General features: G+C 34.9%; 19 protein-coding genes. 6 read left to right on the top strand and 13 right to left on the bottom strand.

Annotated elements, in window-relative coordinates:
* Positions 1-48: 48 nt before the first annotated feature.
* The 4 genes from F6K23_RS14190 to F6K23_RS14175 all read right to left on the bottom strand — a co-directional run bounded on the left by F6K23_RS14190 (position 49) and on the right by F6K23_RS14175 (position 2,733).
* The gene (locus F6K23_RS14190; protein ID WP_293156337.1) at positions 49-273 is read right to left on the bottom strand and encodes a hypothetical protein; all 225 of its coding nucleotides are present in this window, start codon (positions 271-273) and stop codon (positions 49-51) included.
* 9 nt (positions 274-282) lie between these two features.
* The gene (locus F6K23_RS14185; RefSeq protein WP_375340760.1) at positions 283-1,068 is read right to left on the bottom strand and encodes a DsbA family protein; all 786 of its coding nucleotides are present in this window, start codon (positions 1,066-1,068) and stop codon (positions 283-285) included.
* A 761-nt stretch (positions 1,069-1,829) separates the two neighbouring features.
* Positions 1,830-2,294 (bottom strand): hypothetical protein, encoded by a 465-nt coding sequence (locus F6K23_RS14180; protein ID WP_293062363.1) that lies wholly within the window; start codon positions 2,292-2,294, stop codon positions 1,830-1,832.
* Positions 2,295-2,595: 301 nt separating this feature from the next.
* Positions 2,596-2,733: a hypothetical protein gene (locus F6K23_RS14175; RefSeq protein WP_293156334.1), complete on the bottom strand. Its 138-nt coding sequence runs from the start codon at positions 2,731-2,733 to the stop codon at positions 2,596-2,598.
* A 144-nt stretch (positions 2,734-2,877) separates the two neighbouring features.
* Here F6K23_RS14175 and F6K23_RS14170 point away from each other — a divergent pair, with 144 nt between their 5' ends.
* Together F6K23_RS14170 and F6K23_RS14165 are read left to right on the top strand one after the other, a co-directional pair.
* Positions 2,878-3,693: an HAD family hydrolase gene (locus F6K23_RS14170; RefSeq protein ID WP_293156331.1), complete on the top strand. Its 816-nt coding sequence runs from the start codon at positions 2,878-2,880 to the stop codon at positions 3,691-3,693.
* A 1,445-nt stretch (positions 3,694-5,138) separates the two neighbouring features.
* Positions 5,139-6,353 carry a DNA double-strand break repair nuclease NurA gene (locus F6K23_RS14165; protein ID WP_293156328.1) on the top strand — a complete coding sequence of 405 codons (1,215 nt, stop codon included), beginning with the start codon at positions 5,139-5,141 and terminating at the stop codon, positions 6,351-6,353.
* Positions 6,354-6,495: 142 nt separating this feature from the next.
* On the opposite strand, the gene F6K23_RS14160 is transcribed toward F6K23_RS14165, so the two are convergent.
* Positions 6,496-8,064 (bottom strand): IS200/IS605 family accessory protein TnpB-related protein, encoded by a 1,569-nt coding sequence (locus F6K23_RS14160; protein WP_293156325.1) that lies wholly within the window; start codon positions 8,062-8,064, stop codon positions 6,496-6,498.
* Positions 8,065-9,139: 1,075 nt separating this feature from the next.
* Between F6K23_RS14160 and F6K23_RS14155 the strand changes: the two genes are divergently transcribed.
* Together F6K23_RS14155 and F6K23_RS14150 are read left to right on the top strand one after the other, a co-directional pair.
* Complete coding sequence (locus tag F6K23_RS14155; protein ID WP_293156322.1) at positions 9,140-9,682, top strand: hypothetical protein; 543 nt, start codon at positions 9,140-9,142, stop codon at positions 9,680-9,682.
* A gap of 33 nt (positions 9,683-9,715) precedes the next feature.
* On the top strand, positions 9,716-11,455 hold the full coding sequence (locus F6K23_RS14150) for a GUN4 domain-containing protein (protein ID WP_293156319.1): 1,740 nt from the start codon (positions 9,716-9,718) through the stop codon (positions 11,453-11,455).
* 131 nt (positions 11,456-11,586) lie between these two features.
* Here F6K23_RS14150 and F6K23_RS14145 read toward each other — a convergent pair whose 3' ends face one another.
* Together F6K23_RS14145 and F6K23_RS14140 are read right to left on the bottom strand one after the other, a co-directional pair.
* Entirely contained in the window at positions 11,587-11,721 is a 135-nt protein-coding gene (locus F6K23_RS14145; RefSeq protein WP_293156316.1) for a hypothetical protein, read from the bottom strand.
* 1,415 nt (positions 11,722-13,136) lie between these two features.
* Positions 13,137-13,334: a type II toxin-antitoxin system HicB family antitoxin gene (locus tag F6K23_RS14140; RefSeq protein WP_293156313.1), complete on the bottom strand. Its 198-nt coding sequence runs from the start codon at positions 13,332-13,334 to the stop codon at positions 13,137-13,139.
* 383 nt (positions 13,335-13,717) lie between these two features.
* Here F6K23_RS14140 and F6K23_RS14135 point away from each other — a divergent pair, with 383 nt between their 5' ends.
* Positions 13,718-13,915, top strand: coding sequence for a hypothetical protein (locus F6K23_RS14135; protein ID WP_293156310.1), 198 nt, complete (start codon positions 13,718-13,720; stop codon positions 13,913-13,915).
* A 38-nt stretch (positions 13,916-13,953) separates the two neighbouring features.
* Here F6K23_RS14135 and F6K23_RS14130 read toward each other — a convergent pair whose 3' ends face one another.
* Positions 13,954-14,172, bottom strand: coding sequence for a toxin-antitoxin system, antitoxin component, Xre family protein (locus F6K23_RS14130; RefSeq protein WP_293156307.1), 219 nt, complete (start codon positions 14,170-14,172; stop codon positions 13,954-13,956).
* A 181-nt stretch (positions 14,173-14,353) separates the two neighbouring features.
* On the opposite strand from F6K23_RS14130, the gene F6K23_RS14125 reads away from it, so the two are divergent.
* The gene (locus F6K23_RS14125) at positions 14,354-14,605 is read left to right on the top strand and encodes a BrnA antitoxin family protein (RefSeq protein ID WP_293156304.1); all 252 of its coding nucleotides are present in this window, start codon (positions 14,354-14,356) and stop codon (positions 14,603-14,605) included.
* 237 nt (positions 14,606-14,842) lie between these two features.
* Here F6K23_RS14125 and F6K23_RS14120 read toward each other — a convergent pair whose 3' ends face one another.
* From F6K23_RS14120 to ahcY, 5 genes are all read right to left on the bottom strand, one after another.
* Positions 14,843-14,965: a hypothetical protein gene (locus F6K23_RS14120; RefSeq protein WP_293156301.1), complete on the bottom strand. Its 123-nt coding sequence runs from the start codon at positions 14,963-14,965 to the stop codon at positions 14,843-14,845.
* A gap of 90 nt (positions 14,966-15,055) precedes the next feature.
* Positions 15,056-15,304: a hypothetical protein gene (locus F6K23_RS14115; protein ID WP_293156299.1), complete on the bottom strand. Its 249-nt coding sequence runs from the start codon at positions 15,302-15,304 to the stop codon at positions 15,056-15,058.
* 112 nt (positions 15,305-15,416) lie between these two features.
* Positions 15,417-15,632, bottom strand: a complete 216-nt coding sequence (locus F6K23_RS14110) for a UPF0175 family protein (RefSeq protein WP_293156296.1) — start codon at positions 15,630-15,632, stop codon at positions 15,417-15,419.
* A gap of 617 nt (positions 15,633-16,249) precedes the next feature.
* The gene (locus tag F6K23_RS14105) at positions 16,250-16,876 is read right to left on the bottom strand and encodes an exopolysaccharide biosynthesis protein (protein ID WP_293156293.1); all 627 of its coding nucleotides are present in this window, start codon (positions 16,874-16,876) and stop codon (positions 16,250-16,252) included.
* 243 nt (positions 16,877-17,119) lie between these two features.
* Positions 17,120-18,397 carry an adenosylhomocysteinase gene (gene ahcY, locus F6K23_RS14100; protein WP_293156290.1) on the bottom strand — a complete coding sequence of 426 codons (1,278 nt, stop codon included), beginning with the start codon at positions 18,395-18,397 and terminating at the stop codon, positions 17,120-17,122.
* Positions 18,398-19,121 lie beyond the last annotated feature (724 nt).

The raw sequence follows: 19,121 nt of genomic DNA, 5'->3' as shown, positions 1-19,121 counted from the left end.
AAAATTATTAAAATTAAAAATGGGTTTTACAATCCATTTTTAATTCTTTTAGCTATGGCTATCCAACTTTCCCTCCTTCCTTCTTCCTTCTTCCTTCTTCCTTCTTCCTTCTTCCTTCTTCCTTCTTCCTTCTTCAAGCCATCCATATAGCATTTCCCAAGAAGAGTGAGGTACAGTTATCTTTTTTCTTCGTATTTCCCTGTTGCCTTTTGCCTCAAACCCAGAATTGTGTACATCACAAGTATGAGAATTGGTATATGTTAATCTTTTCAAAAGTTAAATTTATTGACTAACTTTAGCCAAAAGTTTCTCCATATCTGATACTTTTACTGCACCAGAAAAAGTTTCTCCATTCATCACAAAGAAAGGTGTACCAGAAGCACCAATTTCTTGAGCTAATTGAAAATCTTGTTGAATTGAATCAGTTGCTTCCTGAGACTTTCGATCGCTATTAAACTGCTCTATATCTAAATTCAAATTATTAGCAATTTCTATATATAACTCTTCACCTAATTTGTCTTGTTGTTCAAATAAAGCATCGTGATACTCCCAAAATTTACCTTGTTGTTGAGCTGCCCAAGATGCTTTTGCTGCAGGAATTGCTTGAGGATGAATTCTTACTAGAGGTAAATGCTTAAATACTAAAGTTACTCTATCTTGATGTTTATCCATAAATTCCTTAAGATTTCCTTGCACTCTGGAGCAGAAAGGACATTGAAAATCTGAAAATTCAAACAACACGATTTTTTGTTCGGTAGAACCCAAAGTAGGAGAATTACCAATTTTTGCTTGAGGATTGGTTTTAAACTGTTTTAAAACTTCCTGATTACTAGCTTGCTGTTGTTCTTGCTGTTGTTTTTGGTAAGCTTGTACTGATTCGATAATTGCTTCTGGATTATTACGAATAATCTGTAATACTTGCTGTTCTAATTCTTCTGAATTTACTTGAGTACCAGTTGATTGAGCTGATGGAGTACAACCACTAATAGCAATAACCATACTGAATATTGCTATGAAGTATAAAACTTTCAAGTTATATAGATTAAATCTAGTAGAATAATTACTCATAGTCCTCAATTTAACTTCAAAAAAATTATGAATATAATATAGCAGTAATTTTATTTGAACTGCTTCAAACACCTTGCTTAGGAAAAAGGTGAAAGGCAATAGGCCACAGTTCATTAATTGATAATTGATAATGGATAATTGATAATTACCTCTGGTTAAAACCGTTACGGAATTGAATATAAGGAGATATTATTTCTTCACAGGAGTCGATTGGATATGGCTCCGAGACCTCGCCATCTCTCGACCGCTTTTTTCCCCTTAAAAGGGGAGGCTTTAAACCATAATTATTTAATTATTAATTATTAATTATTAATTATTAATTATTCGGTAAGATGGTTTGCTGGACTTTTTACTCTTAGTAAATAAGCAACTCTTGTTTAACATTTCAAATAAAAATACTATTTATAGTAATTATATTTAAGTTATAGTATCAAACAAAATTAGGCCAATCAAGAAAATTTTTGATAAAAATTATTTGACAGAGTTATACCGCAAAAAAAAATTAGCATATCTTTAATAATATCTACCGAATAATTAAGGTTTAAAGCATATTCTTAGTTTGAATAAATAAACAAACAAAATACTTTTTTTCAATACTCTCTGCTTTAAGAATAAGTAGTAATCAATAATTAATTATTCATTTTTTAACTTTGGATTTAACTTAATAATTATAGTTTGCCAAAATAATATAAATTTTGACAAACAAACGTAATTAATAATCTATAGACACACTTTCTAAATTAGAAGAAAATGGTTAAATTCTAATCTAAAAAACCCATCAAACCTTCATTATCAATCTGATTAGAAGCAACTGGACGATTCATCAAAGTTTGACTAACTTCTAAATGATTAGTACCTACAGGGCGAACTCCAGAAGCAGTAATAGTACTATTAAATTCTAATCCACTAACGACAACTGGGCGAATTCCAGAAGCGGACATTGTATGATGAACTTCAAGACCTGTTGAAACTACAGGACGATTAGAAATTGTTTGAGTATACTGAAGATGAGTTGTACCAATAGGACGATTTCCAGGCAAGGCTAATTTTTCAGATACTTGAGACTCTTGTGCTTGCTTTTCTTGTACTGGTTTAGTTTCTACTTGTAAAGTGGTACGCTGCCCTGACCCTTGATCCAATTTTGTTGGCTGATTACTTTGAGTATTAGATTCACTACTACTGTTAGTAGTTTTATTAGTTTCTGTCATAGTTCCATTAGTGCTCATAATTTTACATCTCCATTATTAAAATTGGTTTATCGCTTGATAATTAGAACCACCAATTTTTGTTATTGGTCTTTGTTTGTTTATTTAATTCTTAAATTTTAATAAACCTGTAGTTATTGTAACCATACTTAAAGTCAAAAACATAGTTTTGTTAAAAAATGCAACATCTAATACCAAGCGTGATAAATGTTTGCTACAAATAGCTAGGGTATTTCTTAGGAGTCAGGAGTCAGGAGTCAGGAGTTAGGAGTCAGGTAGGGTGGCCGTCGGAGACTCCAAGAACTTGAAGAAGGTTGTCGATTCAAGGTTTGGTAGTCCTGCATGGTAATGGTGAGGATATATATTTTTTAATTTTTCCCACACTCCCCATCTCCCCACATTCCCCTCCACCGGAGGGGTTCGCGGGTGGGTCCCCATCTCCCCACACTTCCTTTACCATTACTATGCACCACCACCCAAGGTTTTAGGTTTAATTCAGCCTGAGGGTGATAGGTCGGTAGTAGTTGACGATAAAATCTATGTAGGGTAGGAAACAGCGACCGAGCAGTCTTACTTTTGATTTTTTATTTTTAACTTTTAAATTATGCAAACAACAATTCCTACTCTTCTAGCACTTGACTTTGATGGTGTTTTATGCAACGGATTAGTAGAATATTTTCAAACAGCCTGGCGTACCTACTGTCAAATTTGGCAACCATTAGAACAAATACCTAATAATGATTTGGCAGAACAATTTTATCGATTACGTCCGGTAATTGAAATTGGCTGGGAAATGCCTGTTTTGATTCGGGCTTTAATATTAGGTATTGAAGAAGAAAGTATTTTACGGGAATGGCAAGCGATCGCTACAAAGATTGTGACTGAGGAGAATAAAAATTCAGGGGAAATTGGTAGTTGTCTGGATAATACTAGAGATGAATGGATAGCAAAAGATTTAGAAGGATGGTTGTCTTTACATGAGTTTTATCCAGGAGTAGTGGAAAAGTTAAAGCAGTTGATAGTATCAGAAGTTAAACCAGTTATTGTGACAACTAAAGAGGGGCGGTTTGTACGATCGCTCCTGCAAAAACAAGGTGTTAATTTACCGGAAACGGATATTATTGGCAAAGAATGTAAACGTCCTAAGTATGAAACTCTGAGAATGTTATTAGCAGCATCAGGAGCAGGAACGATTATTTGGTTTGTTGAAGATAGATTGAAAACTTTACTATCTGTACAAAAACAATCAGACTTAAAAGATGTAGAATTATTTTTAGCAGATTGGGGTTACAATACTCAGAAAGAACGAGAATCTGTAACTCAATATCCACCTATTCATTTATTATCTTCTACTCAGTTTTGCCAGGATTTTTACACATGGAAAGAAGGAAGAAGGAAGAGGGAAGAAGGAAGAAGTTAAGAAGGAAGGAAGAGGAAGACCCCATGGAAAGAAGTAAGAAGGAAGAGGGAAGAGGGAAGAAGTTAAGAAGTTAAGAAGGAAGGAAGAGGAAGACCCCTTGAAGGTTAGGAAAAAACTTAAACTTTAATAGCATTATCCTGCTCAGTTTTGTCATAATTTTCTACATGAAAAGTTTGAGGAAAGTTTGAGTAAAGAAGGAAGAGGAAGACTGCTTGAAGGTTAGGAAAAACTTACAGTAGATTCCACTTTGGTCAGTTATACCAATCGCGGGCAAGATGCCCGCACTACAAAAATTTGATTGTTAATCTCTGTATTTCATATACTTGGAATATGCTCTCTATTTGAGAAATAGTATAACAATCCTAAATTAGACATTTCCAATAATAAAAAATCAAATCAATTATCCCACTCTTATTTATCAATTTTTTCTCCCTGCTCCCTAATCCCTCTCTTCTGGAGAGATACTGATAACTGACTAACTGAAATGAACAAATTCTTAAATTTTAATACCAGCTTGAAAAAAGAATGCTACAAAAAGCTGCATCTCGATCAGAGATACTTAAAAAGAGCTTATGCAATTCATTTTAGAAGGTATATCTATAATATTTTTACCGAAAATTTGTGGTCTAAAGCCTCCAATTTTAAGGGGATAAAAAGAGAATATTCCCGATTTCAAGCCTCCTTATTGCAGATGTACTGTTAACGTAGTTCCGACATTAGAAGGCTAACTGATAACTGAAATGACCAAGTTATACCAATTCCCAAAAGTATTGCTATACTTGTGCAGTACTTCAATTATTAACTAATCAGCGCCAGTAAAATCACTTTTTTGCTAATTTAAGCTAATTTAATGTTAATTATTCTTATGTTTGCTTCTATGCCCTACTACCATGCTCAAGAAAATGTAGATTTTTTTTTGAGAAATGGTATTATTCAAAGTTTAATACCAGCTTGGAAAAAAAATGCTACAAAAAGCTGTATCTTGTCAGATTATTTTAGATAGCTATATTGCTATATTTATTATTTTTACCTTTTTTTCTTCAATGTCACTATTGATTATTTCCTTCTTTCCTTCTTTCCTTCCTTCTTCCCTTTTCCTTCTTCCTTCTTCCTTCTTCCTTCTTAAAGCTATATCTTGTCAGATTATTTTAGATAGCTATATTGCTATATCTATTATTTTTACCTTTTTTTCTTCAATGTCACTATTGATTATTTCCTTCTTTCCTTCTTTCTTCCTTCTTCCCTTTTCCTTCTTCCTTCTTCCTTCTTCCTTCTTAAAGCTATATCTTGTCAGATTATTTTAGATAGCTATATTGCTATATCTTACCTTTTTTTCTTCAATGTCACTATTGATTATTTCCTTCTTTCCTTCTTCTCTTTTCCTTCTTCCCTCTTCCTTCTTCCTTACTAATTACTTAAATCTCTAAAAATAGGAAATAAAAACGATGCTAGACCTCACAAAACTAGCGAAACAAATGCAAGGGATGAGCCAACATCTCACAGCAGAAGCAATGGCAGCACAAAATAGATTGGAAATAGCTCAACAATTACTAGAAGAGGCAAAAAATGAACAAGAAGAATTATTAGAATTAGAAGAAAGTTGGAGCGATCGCATACTTTTTAATCCGGCTATTCCTATAGAATCTTTAGATACTTATCCTCAAATTAATCCTCCTCCAAAAAATCATACGGTATTTGCTACGGACGGTTCTCAAATAGCACCAAGTCACCATGAAATTGCTTATTGTTATTTGCTAAATATTGGAAGAGTTATGTTGAATTATGGTGAAAGTATTTATCCACTTTTAGATAGTATTCCAGAGATTTTTTATCAGGCAGATGATCTTTATATTTCTCGACAATGGGGAATTAAAACTGAAGAATGGATGGGTTATCGACGGACTATTTCTGAGGCTTTGGTTTTGGCAGATTTGGGTTGTGAATGGAGGGAAAATAATCCGGATAATTTAGATTCCCCAATATTAGCTATGGTTGATGGTTCTCTGATTTATTGGTTCTTAGAATCTTTGCCTTCTGAAGCACGGGATAGAATTTTAAATCCGATTTTAGATGCTTGGAATAAATTAAAGTTAGCGGGTATTCCTTTGATTGGTTATTTGAGTGCTTCTCGCAGTAGTGAAAGTTTGTCTTTTTTACGTTTAAAGGCTTGTATTTATGATGAACCTGATTGTGTTAGTAATTGTCCGAATGTTGGTTTAGGAGGATTTGGTTTTACGGAAAAAGCTCCTTGTCAGTCATTTGAACCTTTGCGAGATGTGATATTTTGGGGTTCGATATTGCAACCAGGGCAAAGAAGTCCTTTATGGCAATCTTCCGCTAGAATTTTGGATTTATATGGAGATAATATTATCTATTTTTGTTATGTGAATGTGGGTACGGAAGTTGCGAGAATTGATATGCCGGAATGGGTGGCTGAAGATGAAGAAATGTTGGAATTAGTGTTAGGAATGATGTTGGCTCAAGTGCAAAAAGGTTATGGTTATCCGGTGGTATTGGCAGAAGCTCATAATCAGGCAGTGGTTCGGGGAGGCGATCGAGCGAGTTTCTTTGCTTTATTAGAGCAGGAAATGATTAAAGCTGGTTTGAGAAATGTAGGAACTTCTTATAAGGAGACTCGGAAGAGGGGGAGTATTGCTTGATGAATTTAGAATTTAGAATTTAGAATTTAGGGGAAATTTTCTTGATTTGCTGGAAGATTAATTTTAAGCGATCGCTCCTTGACACCTTCTTGAAAACTAGACAAAGCTAGACATTTGCCATCGGTGAGTGCAAATGATTTGATTACTCACCCGTTTCAATGTGTACTTGCTGTGAAAGTTGATGTTCCGCCCACAAACTATGGGTTAGGATTCCCTCAAGGGCTTTCCTCCATTGAAAAAGTTGAGTCCTCTGGATACGATGTAGTTTAATAAAACTAGCAACTCGCCTCCAATGACTCCAATCATGTTTGTTGACATCCTCTGGTCTCAACAAACACTGTGGGATTTTTTCTGATAATTTTAAGGCTCTACGGCCAATCACTAAAGCTGCAGCAGTGCCACTATTTAGACCGTATTTAGCCATGTAATTAATCATTCCAATCACACTGGTAAAAGCTGGATTAACTTTAATTAATTCCACTCCAAATCTTCTACAACGTGATAATATAGCTTCTCTAAATATTGCTGTAGATAAGTTAGAAAGCATTTCATTGTAAACTTTACTTTCCTCACTCATCTTGGACTTTTTCTTACTAAAGTTTAGAGATTCAATGGCAATAGCACATTCAAAAAATTCTGCTAATTTGACAATTTGAGAAACAATATTTCTCATGGATGCTTGTCGCTGCCCTGTAGTTTGATTTTTCCATTTATACGGGATTTCTTCTAAATATTCAATATTTCCATCCCATTTAACATAAGCAACTGAAATTGATTCTGCATTAAAATCAATACCTAGACAACCATTTTTTCTTGTATGAACTACTGGTATTTCTGGTACATAAGTTGAAAGATGTACATACCAATTATCCTGTTTATGCTCCCTGCGAAAAATTTGAATTGTGATTGGTTTTAAACTATTGATGGCATAATCTAAATCTGTTGCTCTATATCTACCATCCCTATCTGAAACAGAAAATTCTAACTGTATTTTCTGACCATATTTGTCTTGTAATGGTCTAGGTAGTTGAACTTGTAGTTGATACAAGCCTTCCTCTTGTTGTAACGGGAAAACTTTGAGCATAGTTCCACCCCCTGGCTGAGATTTTCCTACACATAAACATCTGCCTGAACGCTTTTTTATCCAATCTACACCCCATTCTTCTTGGGTTTTATATCCATTTTCTGCTAAATTATGTTGAGCATTAAATAATCTCTTTGAGCCAAAACAAATATGTAAACGTTCTGTGTTTTTTAACTTCTTTAATTTTCGTTTCAGGCACTTTATTTTCTGAATTTTACTCTTTAAGCCTAGCAATTGATGAAAAAATTTATTTCGGGCTTGTAGATGGGGAAAACCTTTTTTTGTTGCTAATTTTAAAGTTTTTTCTAGTTTAGTGATAAGTTTTTTGGCAGCAGTTGTTTTAGCTTGAATTTGTAACTCTAATTTAGTGATATTGTTATTCTTAGCTGTTTTTAATTGGCTTAAGCATTGAGTGGCTTCAGTGGCAATTGAATCAGCCCATGCCCATTGGATGTTAAACCGCTTCATTAGACGCTTTTCTACTTCTGATTCTGACAATTTCTCAGTTTGAATCCAGTTGACAGCAGAGCGTTTCCAGGATTCATATAATGCTCCGAGTTCCTCAAATACGGGATGATATTCAATTTTGGCTTCTATCCCTATTAAGGAACCGTGAGATTTGGCCATTACTCACATTGAATCACTTTACTCAAGGTTAGCAGAGCTTGCCTTTTTGTGTAAATAATATTTGCTATAACTTTGACATGAACTTAAGTTTCGTGTCTGGTTCCTAATTTTTCTACCTATTTGCCATTGCGTAATATCCTAGACATTTTGTAGGTGTTTGTCTAGGATAGTCTATATTTTTTGGTGTTAGCAAGCAACAGCCAGAAAAAGTTGTTTTATTTTCAAAATGATTTTAATAGTTTTGTGTTTGGGGGCATCTTGCCCGTTCCTGATATTTTCAATCCTTGGCAGGGACAGGCAGGAAATGAAGTCAGAAGTTAGAACTCACAAGTCAGAAGTGAGGAAGAATTTTCATTTTGTTTGAAGACTAATTTGGGGCGATCGCTGCTTGACAACTAGAAAAAATTGTTTTATTTTCATAGTAGATAAGTATTATGGGAAAATAGTGGCTCTTTTTTTAGAGCAATGACCTTTTCAATTTTGTCTATAATTTTAGGATTCGTATCAAGTCTCATTAAATTAGTACTGATAACTGATAACTGATAACTGAAAAAGTGATCGCTACTTGACAACTAGAAAAAGTTATTTTATTTTCAAAGTAGATAAGTATTATGGGAAAATAGTGGCTCTTTTTTTAGGGCGAGGAAAAATTAGAATCTAGGGTCAAGAATAAAAAGAGTATATTTGGAAATTTCCAGAACACGGATAATCAAAAATTACAGCAATTGAGCGATCACTCCTTGACAACTAGAAAAAGTTGTTTTATTTTCAAAGTAGATAAGTATTATGGGAAAATAGTGGCTCTTTTTTTAGGGTGAGGAAAAATCAGAATCTAGGGTCAAGAATAAAAAGAGTATATTTGGAAATTTCCAGAACACGGATAATCAAAAAATACAGCAATTGAGCGATCGCTCCTTGACAACTAGAAAAAGTTGTTTTATTTTCAAAGTAGATAAGTATTATGGGAAAATAGTGGCTTTTTTTTTAGGGCAATGACTTTTCTGGTTCAGGAAAACGCATAATCAATTATGAAGTTGCAGATATATAGATGTAGATATAAAGAATAAAAATCAGAATGTCTGACGACGAGAAACAAAAAGACACTCAGGAACCTTCTCAATCACAAACTCCTTCTGTAGAAGCAGAACGCAAAATTGCTCAAAAATTTGTATCTGGTACAACCCAGGCTTTTATCCAGTGGGTGCCATTGGGGGGAAGTGGTGGTTTACTATTCTCCTTTTTGCTCAACCAAGAATGGCTTCAAGCTTTAATTACTTTCCCTGTGACTATCGCTACTGTTGTTTGGGCAAGGTACACTGAAGGTTTTCTCACACAACTGGGAGCGGTTTATCAGGAACGAGGAAAAGATGATGCTAAGTCTCTAATGACATTCCTGAACAAGCTGGATGAAACTATGCGTTGGCAGCTAGCTGGGACAAAAAATCAATATTTGCAATATCAGAAAAATGATTGTCTCCATTATACAACTGAAGGTGTGGCCAAAACCTTCAAACCATTACTCAAAGATGTTTTCGTACCGTTAGGTTTGAGTGGTGATTTTATTCGAGGAGCTGAAGGTGAAGATTTACCAGGACTTCCTGGGTTCCAATGGGATTAGGAGATTATTAAAAGGCTTGAAAGAGATGAAGGCTTGAAAATTTGGGATATTCTTAGCAAAGGGAAAAGAAACCCTGGATACCGTCATTTAGTAATTCAAGCATGGGGAGGCTACGGAAAAACAACTCTACTACGGCACATTACCTATAGTTACACGAGCAAAACTAGAAATATTGGGAATGCCCCGGATTTAATTCCTGTTTTACTTTATTTGCGACAGTGCCAAAGCAAAATTATGGCAACTGCTGATGGTCAACGAATAGATTTACCTTCTTTAATTGAAAAGTTTCACATCCCTAATTTGCCAAAACGAAAAACTCTGAAGTTACCGCCCAAGTGGGTGAAAAATCAACTCCAGGCAGGTAAAATGCTGGTGATGCTGGATGGACTTGATGAGGTGAAGGAGGAGTGGCGAGATGAGGTGATGGAGTGGATAAAAAAAGCTATCAAAGATTATGACTCATGTTTTTTTATTATAACTTCTCGGCCTAGTGGATATCGCAAGTATGCAAGAGATAGCAAACTTAATTCTCTATTTGTTAAACCTCTGAGTGAATCGCAACAAGAAAGATTTATTCGGAGTTGGTATTTGAGTATAGAACGTCATAAGAGTGCGGCACCGAATAACCCGTCAGTAAAGCAGGAAGCAGATCGACAAGCAAGTAATTTAGTTGTTCAGTTACAAGAGAGTCCAGAATTGAGCGATCTATCCAAAAATCCTCTATTGCTTAATATTATTGTCAAATTACACAGTTATTATTCTGGTGAAAAATTACCTAAACGTAGAATAGATTTGTATGCGGAAATATGCCGGATGCAGCTTGGCGATCGCCCTATGGTGAAAAAAATTGATATGTTGCTAGACCGTGAGGATGGCCAAAAGATTTTACAAGAGTTAGCTCTGTATATGCTTCAATCTAATCAACCTCAGATTAATAAAAAAGAGCTTCTGCCACAATTGAATACTTATATTAGTAATTTGGGTGAGGCGATCGCTCCGAAAGATTTTTTGCAGAAAATTGAAGAGGTGAGTGAATTATTGGTTAAGGTTGACCGATATTATGAATTTGCTCATTTGAGTTTTCAGGGATATTTAGCTGCGGTTGAAATTAAGGAAAAAGAGCAGGAATATTTGTTGAAGGAAAACTGGGATAAATCTTGGTGGCGGGAAACTATTATTCTTTATACAGCACAATTAAAGCCTGCTCATTTTAGCCAGTTTGTTTATAAATTATTGGAGGGTGACACTCAAGAAGCGGGGGATCTTGCTTATAACTGCTTCAGGGAATATCCTCGGCAAGTTGACTCAGACTTGATTTCTTATATTCTAGATGTGCGCTGTAGACAACTCGAAGATTATTTAAAAAATCAACAGTGGAAAGAAGCTGATGGAGAAACCTGGCGAGTAATGTTACAAACTGTGGGAAGGGAAGAGGGTGACTTTCTGAGGGTTGAAGATATAGAAAATTTTCCTTGTGAAGACCTCCGTAAAATAGACCAACTTTGGGTAAAATATAGTAATGGTAAGTTTGGCTTTTCTATTATGAAGCAAATTTATCAGTATTTAGATGGTACAAAAAGCTGCGGAGTGGGGGGAAGGATAGCCTTAGAGATGGGTAAGTATACGGTGTACGTTCGTTCGGCAGAGGAAGTAAATGTGGTTGTGGAGGGGTCGTATACAGACTCCTCCGAGGGGGAGTACCTCCCGTTGCGACGTGTGCCGGGGGATGCTCTCTCTTCTCTAGCGCAGAGACTTGTGGACTGTAACATCTAAGGGTTTCAGCCGTCAAGAGAAAAAAGTTTGAGGAAGCAAATTGGACGATTTTACTAAGTTTGAGGATTTTGATACCTGACACTTCGCGTGGCGGGAAAATTTTATCAGACAGTAGTTTTAGTTTTTGATAATCAATTTATATCAGACATATCATCAAAAAATTGCATTGCCACTTCCGGGTCATAACAATTTGCCAAGACAAACTGCCTTGCCACCTCCACCACTTCAGTTGAGGGAGCTTCCCACTCTGCCCAGGGAAGTCGCATTTGCCCAGGAGAAATTTTATTTTTCCCTTCCTTTTCACCACCTTCGGCAAAAATCTACTACCCCACCGACTGCCCTTTTCCAGTTTTGGTCGGGGTTTGTAGTTTCTGCAAAACCCCCTATAGTTTTTAGCACAGTCGTCAAGAGTTTTTCCCAGAGACAAAAAAGCAGGATGCCATTTCAGTTATCAGTTATCAGTTTTTCTCCCAAAGTTGAATCAAATATATCGAGCGTTCGATATAAATATCCCACAATTCAAATTAGTCACAGCAAAAATTTAACTTCTAACTTCTGACTTCTGACTTTTGACTTCTGACTTCAAGGCTGGCGTACGCTAAATTTAAACCTTCCTCAAAAATAGGTCAACCAATATTTCCTTACCTCACCTCTGTTGAATCAAATATATCGAGGGTTGGATATAAATATCCCACAATTAAAATTAGTCACAGCAAAAATTTAACTTCTAACTTCTGACTTTTGACTTGTGACTTTTGACTTCAAGGCTGGCGTACGCTAAATTTAAACCTTCCTCAAAAATAGGTCAACCAATATTTCCTTACCTCACTTCTGTTGAATCAAATATATAGAGCGTTCGATATAAATATCCCACAATTCAAATTGATTGGTCACAGCAAAAATTTAACTTCTAACTTTTGACTTCTAACTTCTGACTTCTGACTTCAAGGCAGGCGTACGCTAAATTTAAACCTTCCTCAAAAATAGGTCAACCAATATTTCCTGACCTAACTTCTGTTGAATCAAATATATCGAGCGTTCAATATAAATATCCCACAATTCAAATTGATTGGTCACAGCAAAAATTTAACTTCTAACTTTTGACTTCTAACTTCTGACTTCTGACTTCAAGGCAGGCGTACGCTAAATTTAAACCTTCCTCAAAAATAGGTCAACCAATATTTCCTGACCTAACTTCTGTTGAATCAAATATATAGAGCGTTCGATATAAATATCCCACAATTAAAATGAGTCACAGCAAAAATTTAACTTCTAACTTCTGACTTTTGACTTGTGACTTCTGACTTCAAGGCAGGCGTACGCTAAATTTAAACCTTCCTCAAAAATAGGTCAACCAATATTTCCTTACCTAACTTCTGTTGAATCAAATATATTGAGGGTTCGATATAAATATCCCACAATTAAAATGAGTCACAGCAAAAATTTAACTTCTAACTTCTGACTTTTGACTTGTGACTTCTGACTTCAAGGCAGGCGTACGCTAAATTTAAACCTTCCTCAAAAATAGGTCAACCAATATTTCCTTACCTAACTTCTGTTGAATCAAATATATTGAGGGTTCGATATAAATATCCCACAATTAAAATTAGTCACAGCAAAAATTTAACTTCTAACTTCTGACTTTTGACTTCTATATAGCTCTCCATACAAATTATATTGTTTATAAATTCTGTAGCTGTGGTAGAGGTTTTCCCATTTCTTCATAAGCGTAAACTAAATCTGCCAAAACTTCCTTCGCATTTTCCAGTGCTTCCTCATAAGATTCACCATGAGTTTGAGCATACTTTCCCCATTCAGGCAAACTAGCAATATAGGTTTTATCCTGTTCAGACCATTGAACTAAAATACTATATTTCATTAGACATCTCCAGAGATTAATTTAGAATTTATAATTTATAATTCTGAATTTAGGAGAAATTTTCTTGATAAGAGTGAAAATCCTGCTTTTTGCAAGATTTGTTTTAATTCTCTAACCTTTTTGGGCATTTTTCCAGATAAAAATATTTCTAGAGTTCAATGTTAATATAATAGGACTTACGCAGATACGCTATATATAGTACTTGTAACTATTGGACAATAGTTACTGGACTCTATACATAGTGTCTTTGCGTAAGTCCTGTATAAATAACATTAAATTATCAATCAAAATATCAACAATATAGGAGGTAAAAATTGAATTGGGAAATACACGAAGCACAACAAAATTTATCAGGCCTGAAATAACCAACCCAAAAACCACAAATGATTTATGAACAAGAAAAACTTGTAGCGGCTATTATCGATGCTCAAACATTTCAGGAGTTTTTAGCATGGCAAAAACAACATCAAAAACCTTCCTTCGCTGATACCTTCGGGGAGTTACGCAGTTTGTGTACTCAAGCAGATTATGTACTAGAAATTCCCACTCGCAAAAATAGACCAAACCCTTTCAACAATTAATAATTAATAATTAATAATTAATAATTACCTCTCCTTATTTATAAATAGTCATGATCATCATCTTGGGGATTATCCCAAATTTTCTCAAAAGCTGTTTCAGATAGTTTAGTAGTAGAGTAAACCAAACTTTGCTCTTGCTCTCGCTGAGATAAAAAATCCACAAAATCTATTGTTTCGGCAACTTTATCCGGAGGCAAACTCCGAATTTTGGCAATTAGTATTTTTTCCGACTCAGTGTAAATATTTGTGTGTACCATTAATTTATATCTCTTCTTGTTAACAGCGTAATATTACAAGAGGCAATTAATTTTTTATAGCAAATATTCAACGGAGAATTTATTATATTCAAAAAATCAGGTCTTATGCCTACTCTTTTAACGGGACGAAAATAATAAACTCCAGATTTGAAACACTGATAACTGATAACTGATAACTGAAATGACTATCTCACCCGAACGACTTAAAGAATTGCAAAATATAAATGACTCTGAGATTGACACCTCAGACATTCCCGAACTTGATGAACAATTTTGGCAAAAAGCTAGAAGAGTTGAACCGATACCTCAAGAAACAGTTTTGATTAAATTAGATCCAGATATTACCAACTGGTTTAAACATCAAGGTCCGAACTATAAAACTATTATCAATCAAGTTTTGCGGGATTATATTAATCAACAAAAACCAGAATGAACTTTAACGAAAAACCAAACTTTAGATGACTAAATTATCTATATCGTCTTTTTTTTTCAACAAGAGAAGTTATGGAGCGATAATTGGGCTACTGGACATAGAGTATATATGAGCGCACCTTTCCCACTATACAAATAGTACCACAAATAAATTTTAAATCAACCCTTTGCTGAAATTTTTTTTCTGGCAAATATTCATCGGAGCGATCGCCTTTTTTCAGTTATCGGTTTTGCCAGATTAACTTTCGTCCACTAAAATTAATGCTTCTGTTTTCAGAGATTGACTTAAATAAAAACCATTACTTTCTAATGCTTCTATTTTAGAAGCATGGTAAGGTAATCCTAACTGTTTAGCATTCACTAAAACTCCTACTGTTTCTATTATTTTAATCCCTAATCTTTTCGCTGTATTTCTTGCTTGTTTATCATCAACAATTAAACGATAACCTAACTAATAAGCTAAAGTAATAGCCTCTGCTTCTCCATCATCAACCACTAACTTTAAAGAATTAACCATCCCTATATTTTGGGTACTTTTAACAATCAACCAAGAAAAATAAATACCAAACTCTTTTTGAACCTCTGGTGGAATTATCACCTGAGAAAACATCTGTGGTAATAAATCTATTTTACCGAAAAATTGTGGTTTAAAGCCCCCCCTTTTAAGGGGATAATAAATAAAAATTGTCCTTTGAATCAATCCTCTTCTTTTCAAGGAGAGGTAATTCTAAATTCTAAATTCTAAATTCTAAATTCTTGAACAATTCTTTCTAACCCGATTAAGCAGGTACTATCAGCAATAATTAAATCAGTCATTTACTTATCTCTTCCCGCAATTCTTCAGGAGAATAATTAAAAATAGGGATTTTATATTGTCCCAAAACTTCTATAAAAGCTGACTTAGAATATCCTGCTAATTTTGCTGCTTTTCCTAAATAAATTTTATTAATTTCATACAATTTTATTGCTAAGAATAACTTAGCCTCATTTTCAGAAATTCCCATAGGAAGTTCACAAACTAAATTCATAATTGCTCCTTTTCAGTTATCAGTTATCAGTTATCAGCATTATCATCTTCGGGATTATCCCAAATTTTCTCAAAAGTAATCAACCAAACCAAGGATTTCAATCCTTGGCTAATAGCTTAAGTCATCTAAAAGATGACTAAATTATCTATATCGTCTTTTTTTTTCAGCAGGGGATGTTATGAAGCGATAATTGAGCTACTGGACATAGAGTATATATGAGCGCACCTTCTCCACTATACAAATAGTACCACAAATAAATTTTAAATCAACCCTTTGCTGAATTTTTTTTATGGCAAATATTAATTGGAGCGATCGCCTTTTTTGAGTTATCAGTTATCAATAGAAATATTGGTTATTAACAAATATATTAGGCTTGTATAGGAACGGACATAGGAACGGGCAAGATGCCCATTCAACAAGACAAGACTATTAAAATCCCAAGCGCATTTATGCAACGCCAAATTTAGGAAAGATAGATAAATTTAACTTTTAATTTTTTACTTTTAACTTTTGAATTTTTACTTTTGACTTTACCGAATAATTAAGGTTTAAAGCCTATCCTTGAAAGGAGAGGTAATAATTATTAATTATTAATTATTAATTATTAATTGTTGAACCTAACTTCCAGTAAGAGAATTTTTAATCAATTCAATTCCACCCTTGACACCCTCATAACCAAAACGCAGAATTAGACCACTTAAAGTCGCTCCCATTAGACAAACAACCAACCCACCCAAACTAATAAAACCATCATCATCCAACAAACCAAAACCAGTAACAAAAATCCCGATCGCTGGTAAAGTATTAGTACCCGGAATTGGAATCATCATCGAAATAGCCATCAGAGCGATCGCGCAACCAATAATAATTCTACCTATAAAACTCGTGCAAATATAACTCAACCGAGGACGAGATATCAACTCAATTTTCTGTAACCAGGGAATAGCTTTTTTCAAAATTCCTTGTACTTTATCCAGAGAAATTGAATGATTTAACCAACTTTTAGGTAACCAGGGAGTTGTTGAACCAATTATTAATTGAAGTGCTAATAAAAGTAATAAAATTCCAAATGGAATAGAGTAACCAGGAGCAGGTACAGGCAAAGCAGAAGGCAGAGACAAAATCACGAATAAAAAGCCAAAAATTCTCTCTCCTGCTAAACCAATAATATCTCCTAAAGTCACTTTAGAAGCACATTTTTCGTCAAAAAAATACTGTTGTAATTCTACAGATAATTTAGCCACGGATTAATCTTAAAGAATATAAATTTTGAATAATATAAAAGTAGGATAAGTGATAAAAAAGTTATTTTTTGTAGTAGGGGGTTCAACCCTAAGATATATAAGGCTTTAGCCCTACTACGAGCTTTAATTATAACTAAGGTAGCTGATTTATTATCGCTAGTTTAATGAGGCTTGATTGGGGGATTAAAACCCCCATTATATACCTTGAGAAGCTGATAGCTGATAGCTGAGTGCTACTTCCTATTAGGTACCAACAGTCCAGGAATTCATATACTCAATTTGTTCTGGAGTCAAAGTATCAATACCAATACCCATTGCTTGTAATTTCAAACGAGCAATTTCCTGATCAACTTCTACAGGAATAGAGTGTAAACCTGGTTCTAATTTACCTTTATTTGTAACTAAATATTCACAAGCTAATGCCTGGTTAGCAAAACTCATATCCATAACTGCACTAGGATGACCTTCAGCAGCAGCTAAGTTAATTAAACGACCTTCACCCAATACAATTACAGACTTACCATTCTTGAGTGTGTACTGTTGAGTAAAAGGTCTAACTGTCTTGATATCAGTAGCATTTTTACCCAAAGTTTCTAGGTCAATTTCAATATCAAAGTGACCGGAGTTGCAAACGATCGCTCCATCTTTCATCGCATCGAAATGTTCGCCACGGATAACGTGTTTATTACCAGTAACAGTGATGAATAGATCCCCTAGAGGAGCAGCTTCTTCCATTGGCATAACGCGGAAACCATCCATTACTGCTTCAATAGCGCGAACTGGATCGATTTCAGTTACAATTACATTTGCACCTAGACCTCTAGCACGGAGAGCTGCACCTTTACCGCACCAACCATAGCCTACAACTACAGTATTTTTACCAGCTAATAAAATATTAGTAGCACGAATGATACCATCTAAAGTAGATTGACCTGTACCGTAACGGTTATCAAAGAAGTGTTTAGTGTCCGCATCGTTAACATTCATAGCAGGGAAAGTCAATACCCCATCATTAAACATTGCTCTTAGACGAACAATACCTGTAGTAGTTTCTTCTGTAGTACCAATGAGGTCAGAAAGTTGATCTTGTCTATTTTTGACCATGGTTGCTACTACGTCGCTACCATCATCAATAATAATGTTAGGTCTATGGTCTAAAGCAATTTCAACGTGACGCAGATAAGTTTCTTCATCCTCTCCTTTCATAGCATATACAGAAATACCATGATCTACTACGAGACTAGCAGCTACATCATCTTGAGTAGACAAAGGGTTACTCGCAATTAATACAGCATCAGCACCAGCATTTTTCAGAGCGATCGCTAAATGAGCAGTTTCGGTTGTCACATGACAGCAAGCTGCTAATTTAATTCCGCTTAATGGCTTTTCTTTGGCGAAGCGTTCTTGAATTTGGCGTAGAACAGGCATCTCTCTGCCTGCCCACTCAATTCTTTGCTTTCCTAGAGGAGCGAGGGACTGGTCTTTAACTTCGTGTTTAATTTGGACGGGTGTTGCAACCATTCAATTATTTCCTTAAAATTTTATTCTTTGTCAGTATAGCTAATTTTACAGAAGTCGATCAAGAGTGTTAATACGACAAAATTTATTTTGACATTCATGCCAATATATGTTAAATAGTCTGGAAAATTGCCAGTAAAACTGGCCGTGAGAGACCGGAATACAATCAGCGATCACTGATTAATATTATGTCTGTTGGTGTAAAAACTTGAGAAATATCTACTTTTCCTTCTTAAAAATTTTCTTGTGTCTTCCTTCTTTCTGACTGGATTTGCAACAAACACTTATCAAATTGGTATCACACTATAGCGCTGTGCGCAGGCAACAGCTCATCTGGCAACAGGCAACAGGGGAAATAAATTGCTGTTTGCGCAGCATCTCCGTTGGAATAATATAGAACCCCTAAGCGTATCTTCATAAATATTAAATTTTTCTAGCTAGGAGACAGCTATACTGGAGACAGGAGACAGGAGGGAAGAGGGAAGAGGGAAGAGGGAAGAGGGAAGAGGGAAGATGTGGGGAGAAATAATACAAAAAATTCAACACTCCTTTTCAGATTTTTCCTCACTCATTGATGGGCGAAAAGACTTGGCTACCATAATTATATAGATCTCAAATGGGTTCTATAAGACTTTTAGCTATTTTGCCCCTCCTGCAATTTGTAAATATACCAGCGCTCATTGCTATATGTGTGCTGCGAGAGTGAAAAAACAGATAAAAAAAAGAG

It is taken from the genome of Okeania sp. SIO2C9 (assembly GCF_010672455.1).
In the GTDB taxonomy this organism is placed as follows: domain Bacteria; phylum Cyanobacteriota; class Cyanobacteriia; order Cyanobacteriales; family Microcoleaceae; genus Okeania.
This window is presented reverse-complemented; position numbering and strand designations above follow the sequence as displayed.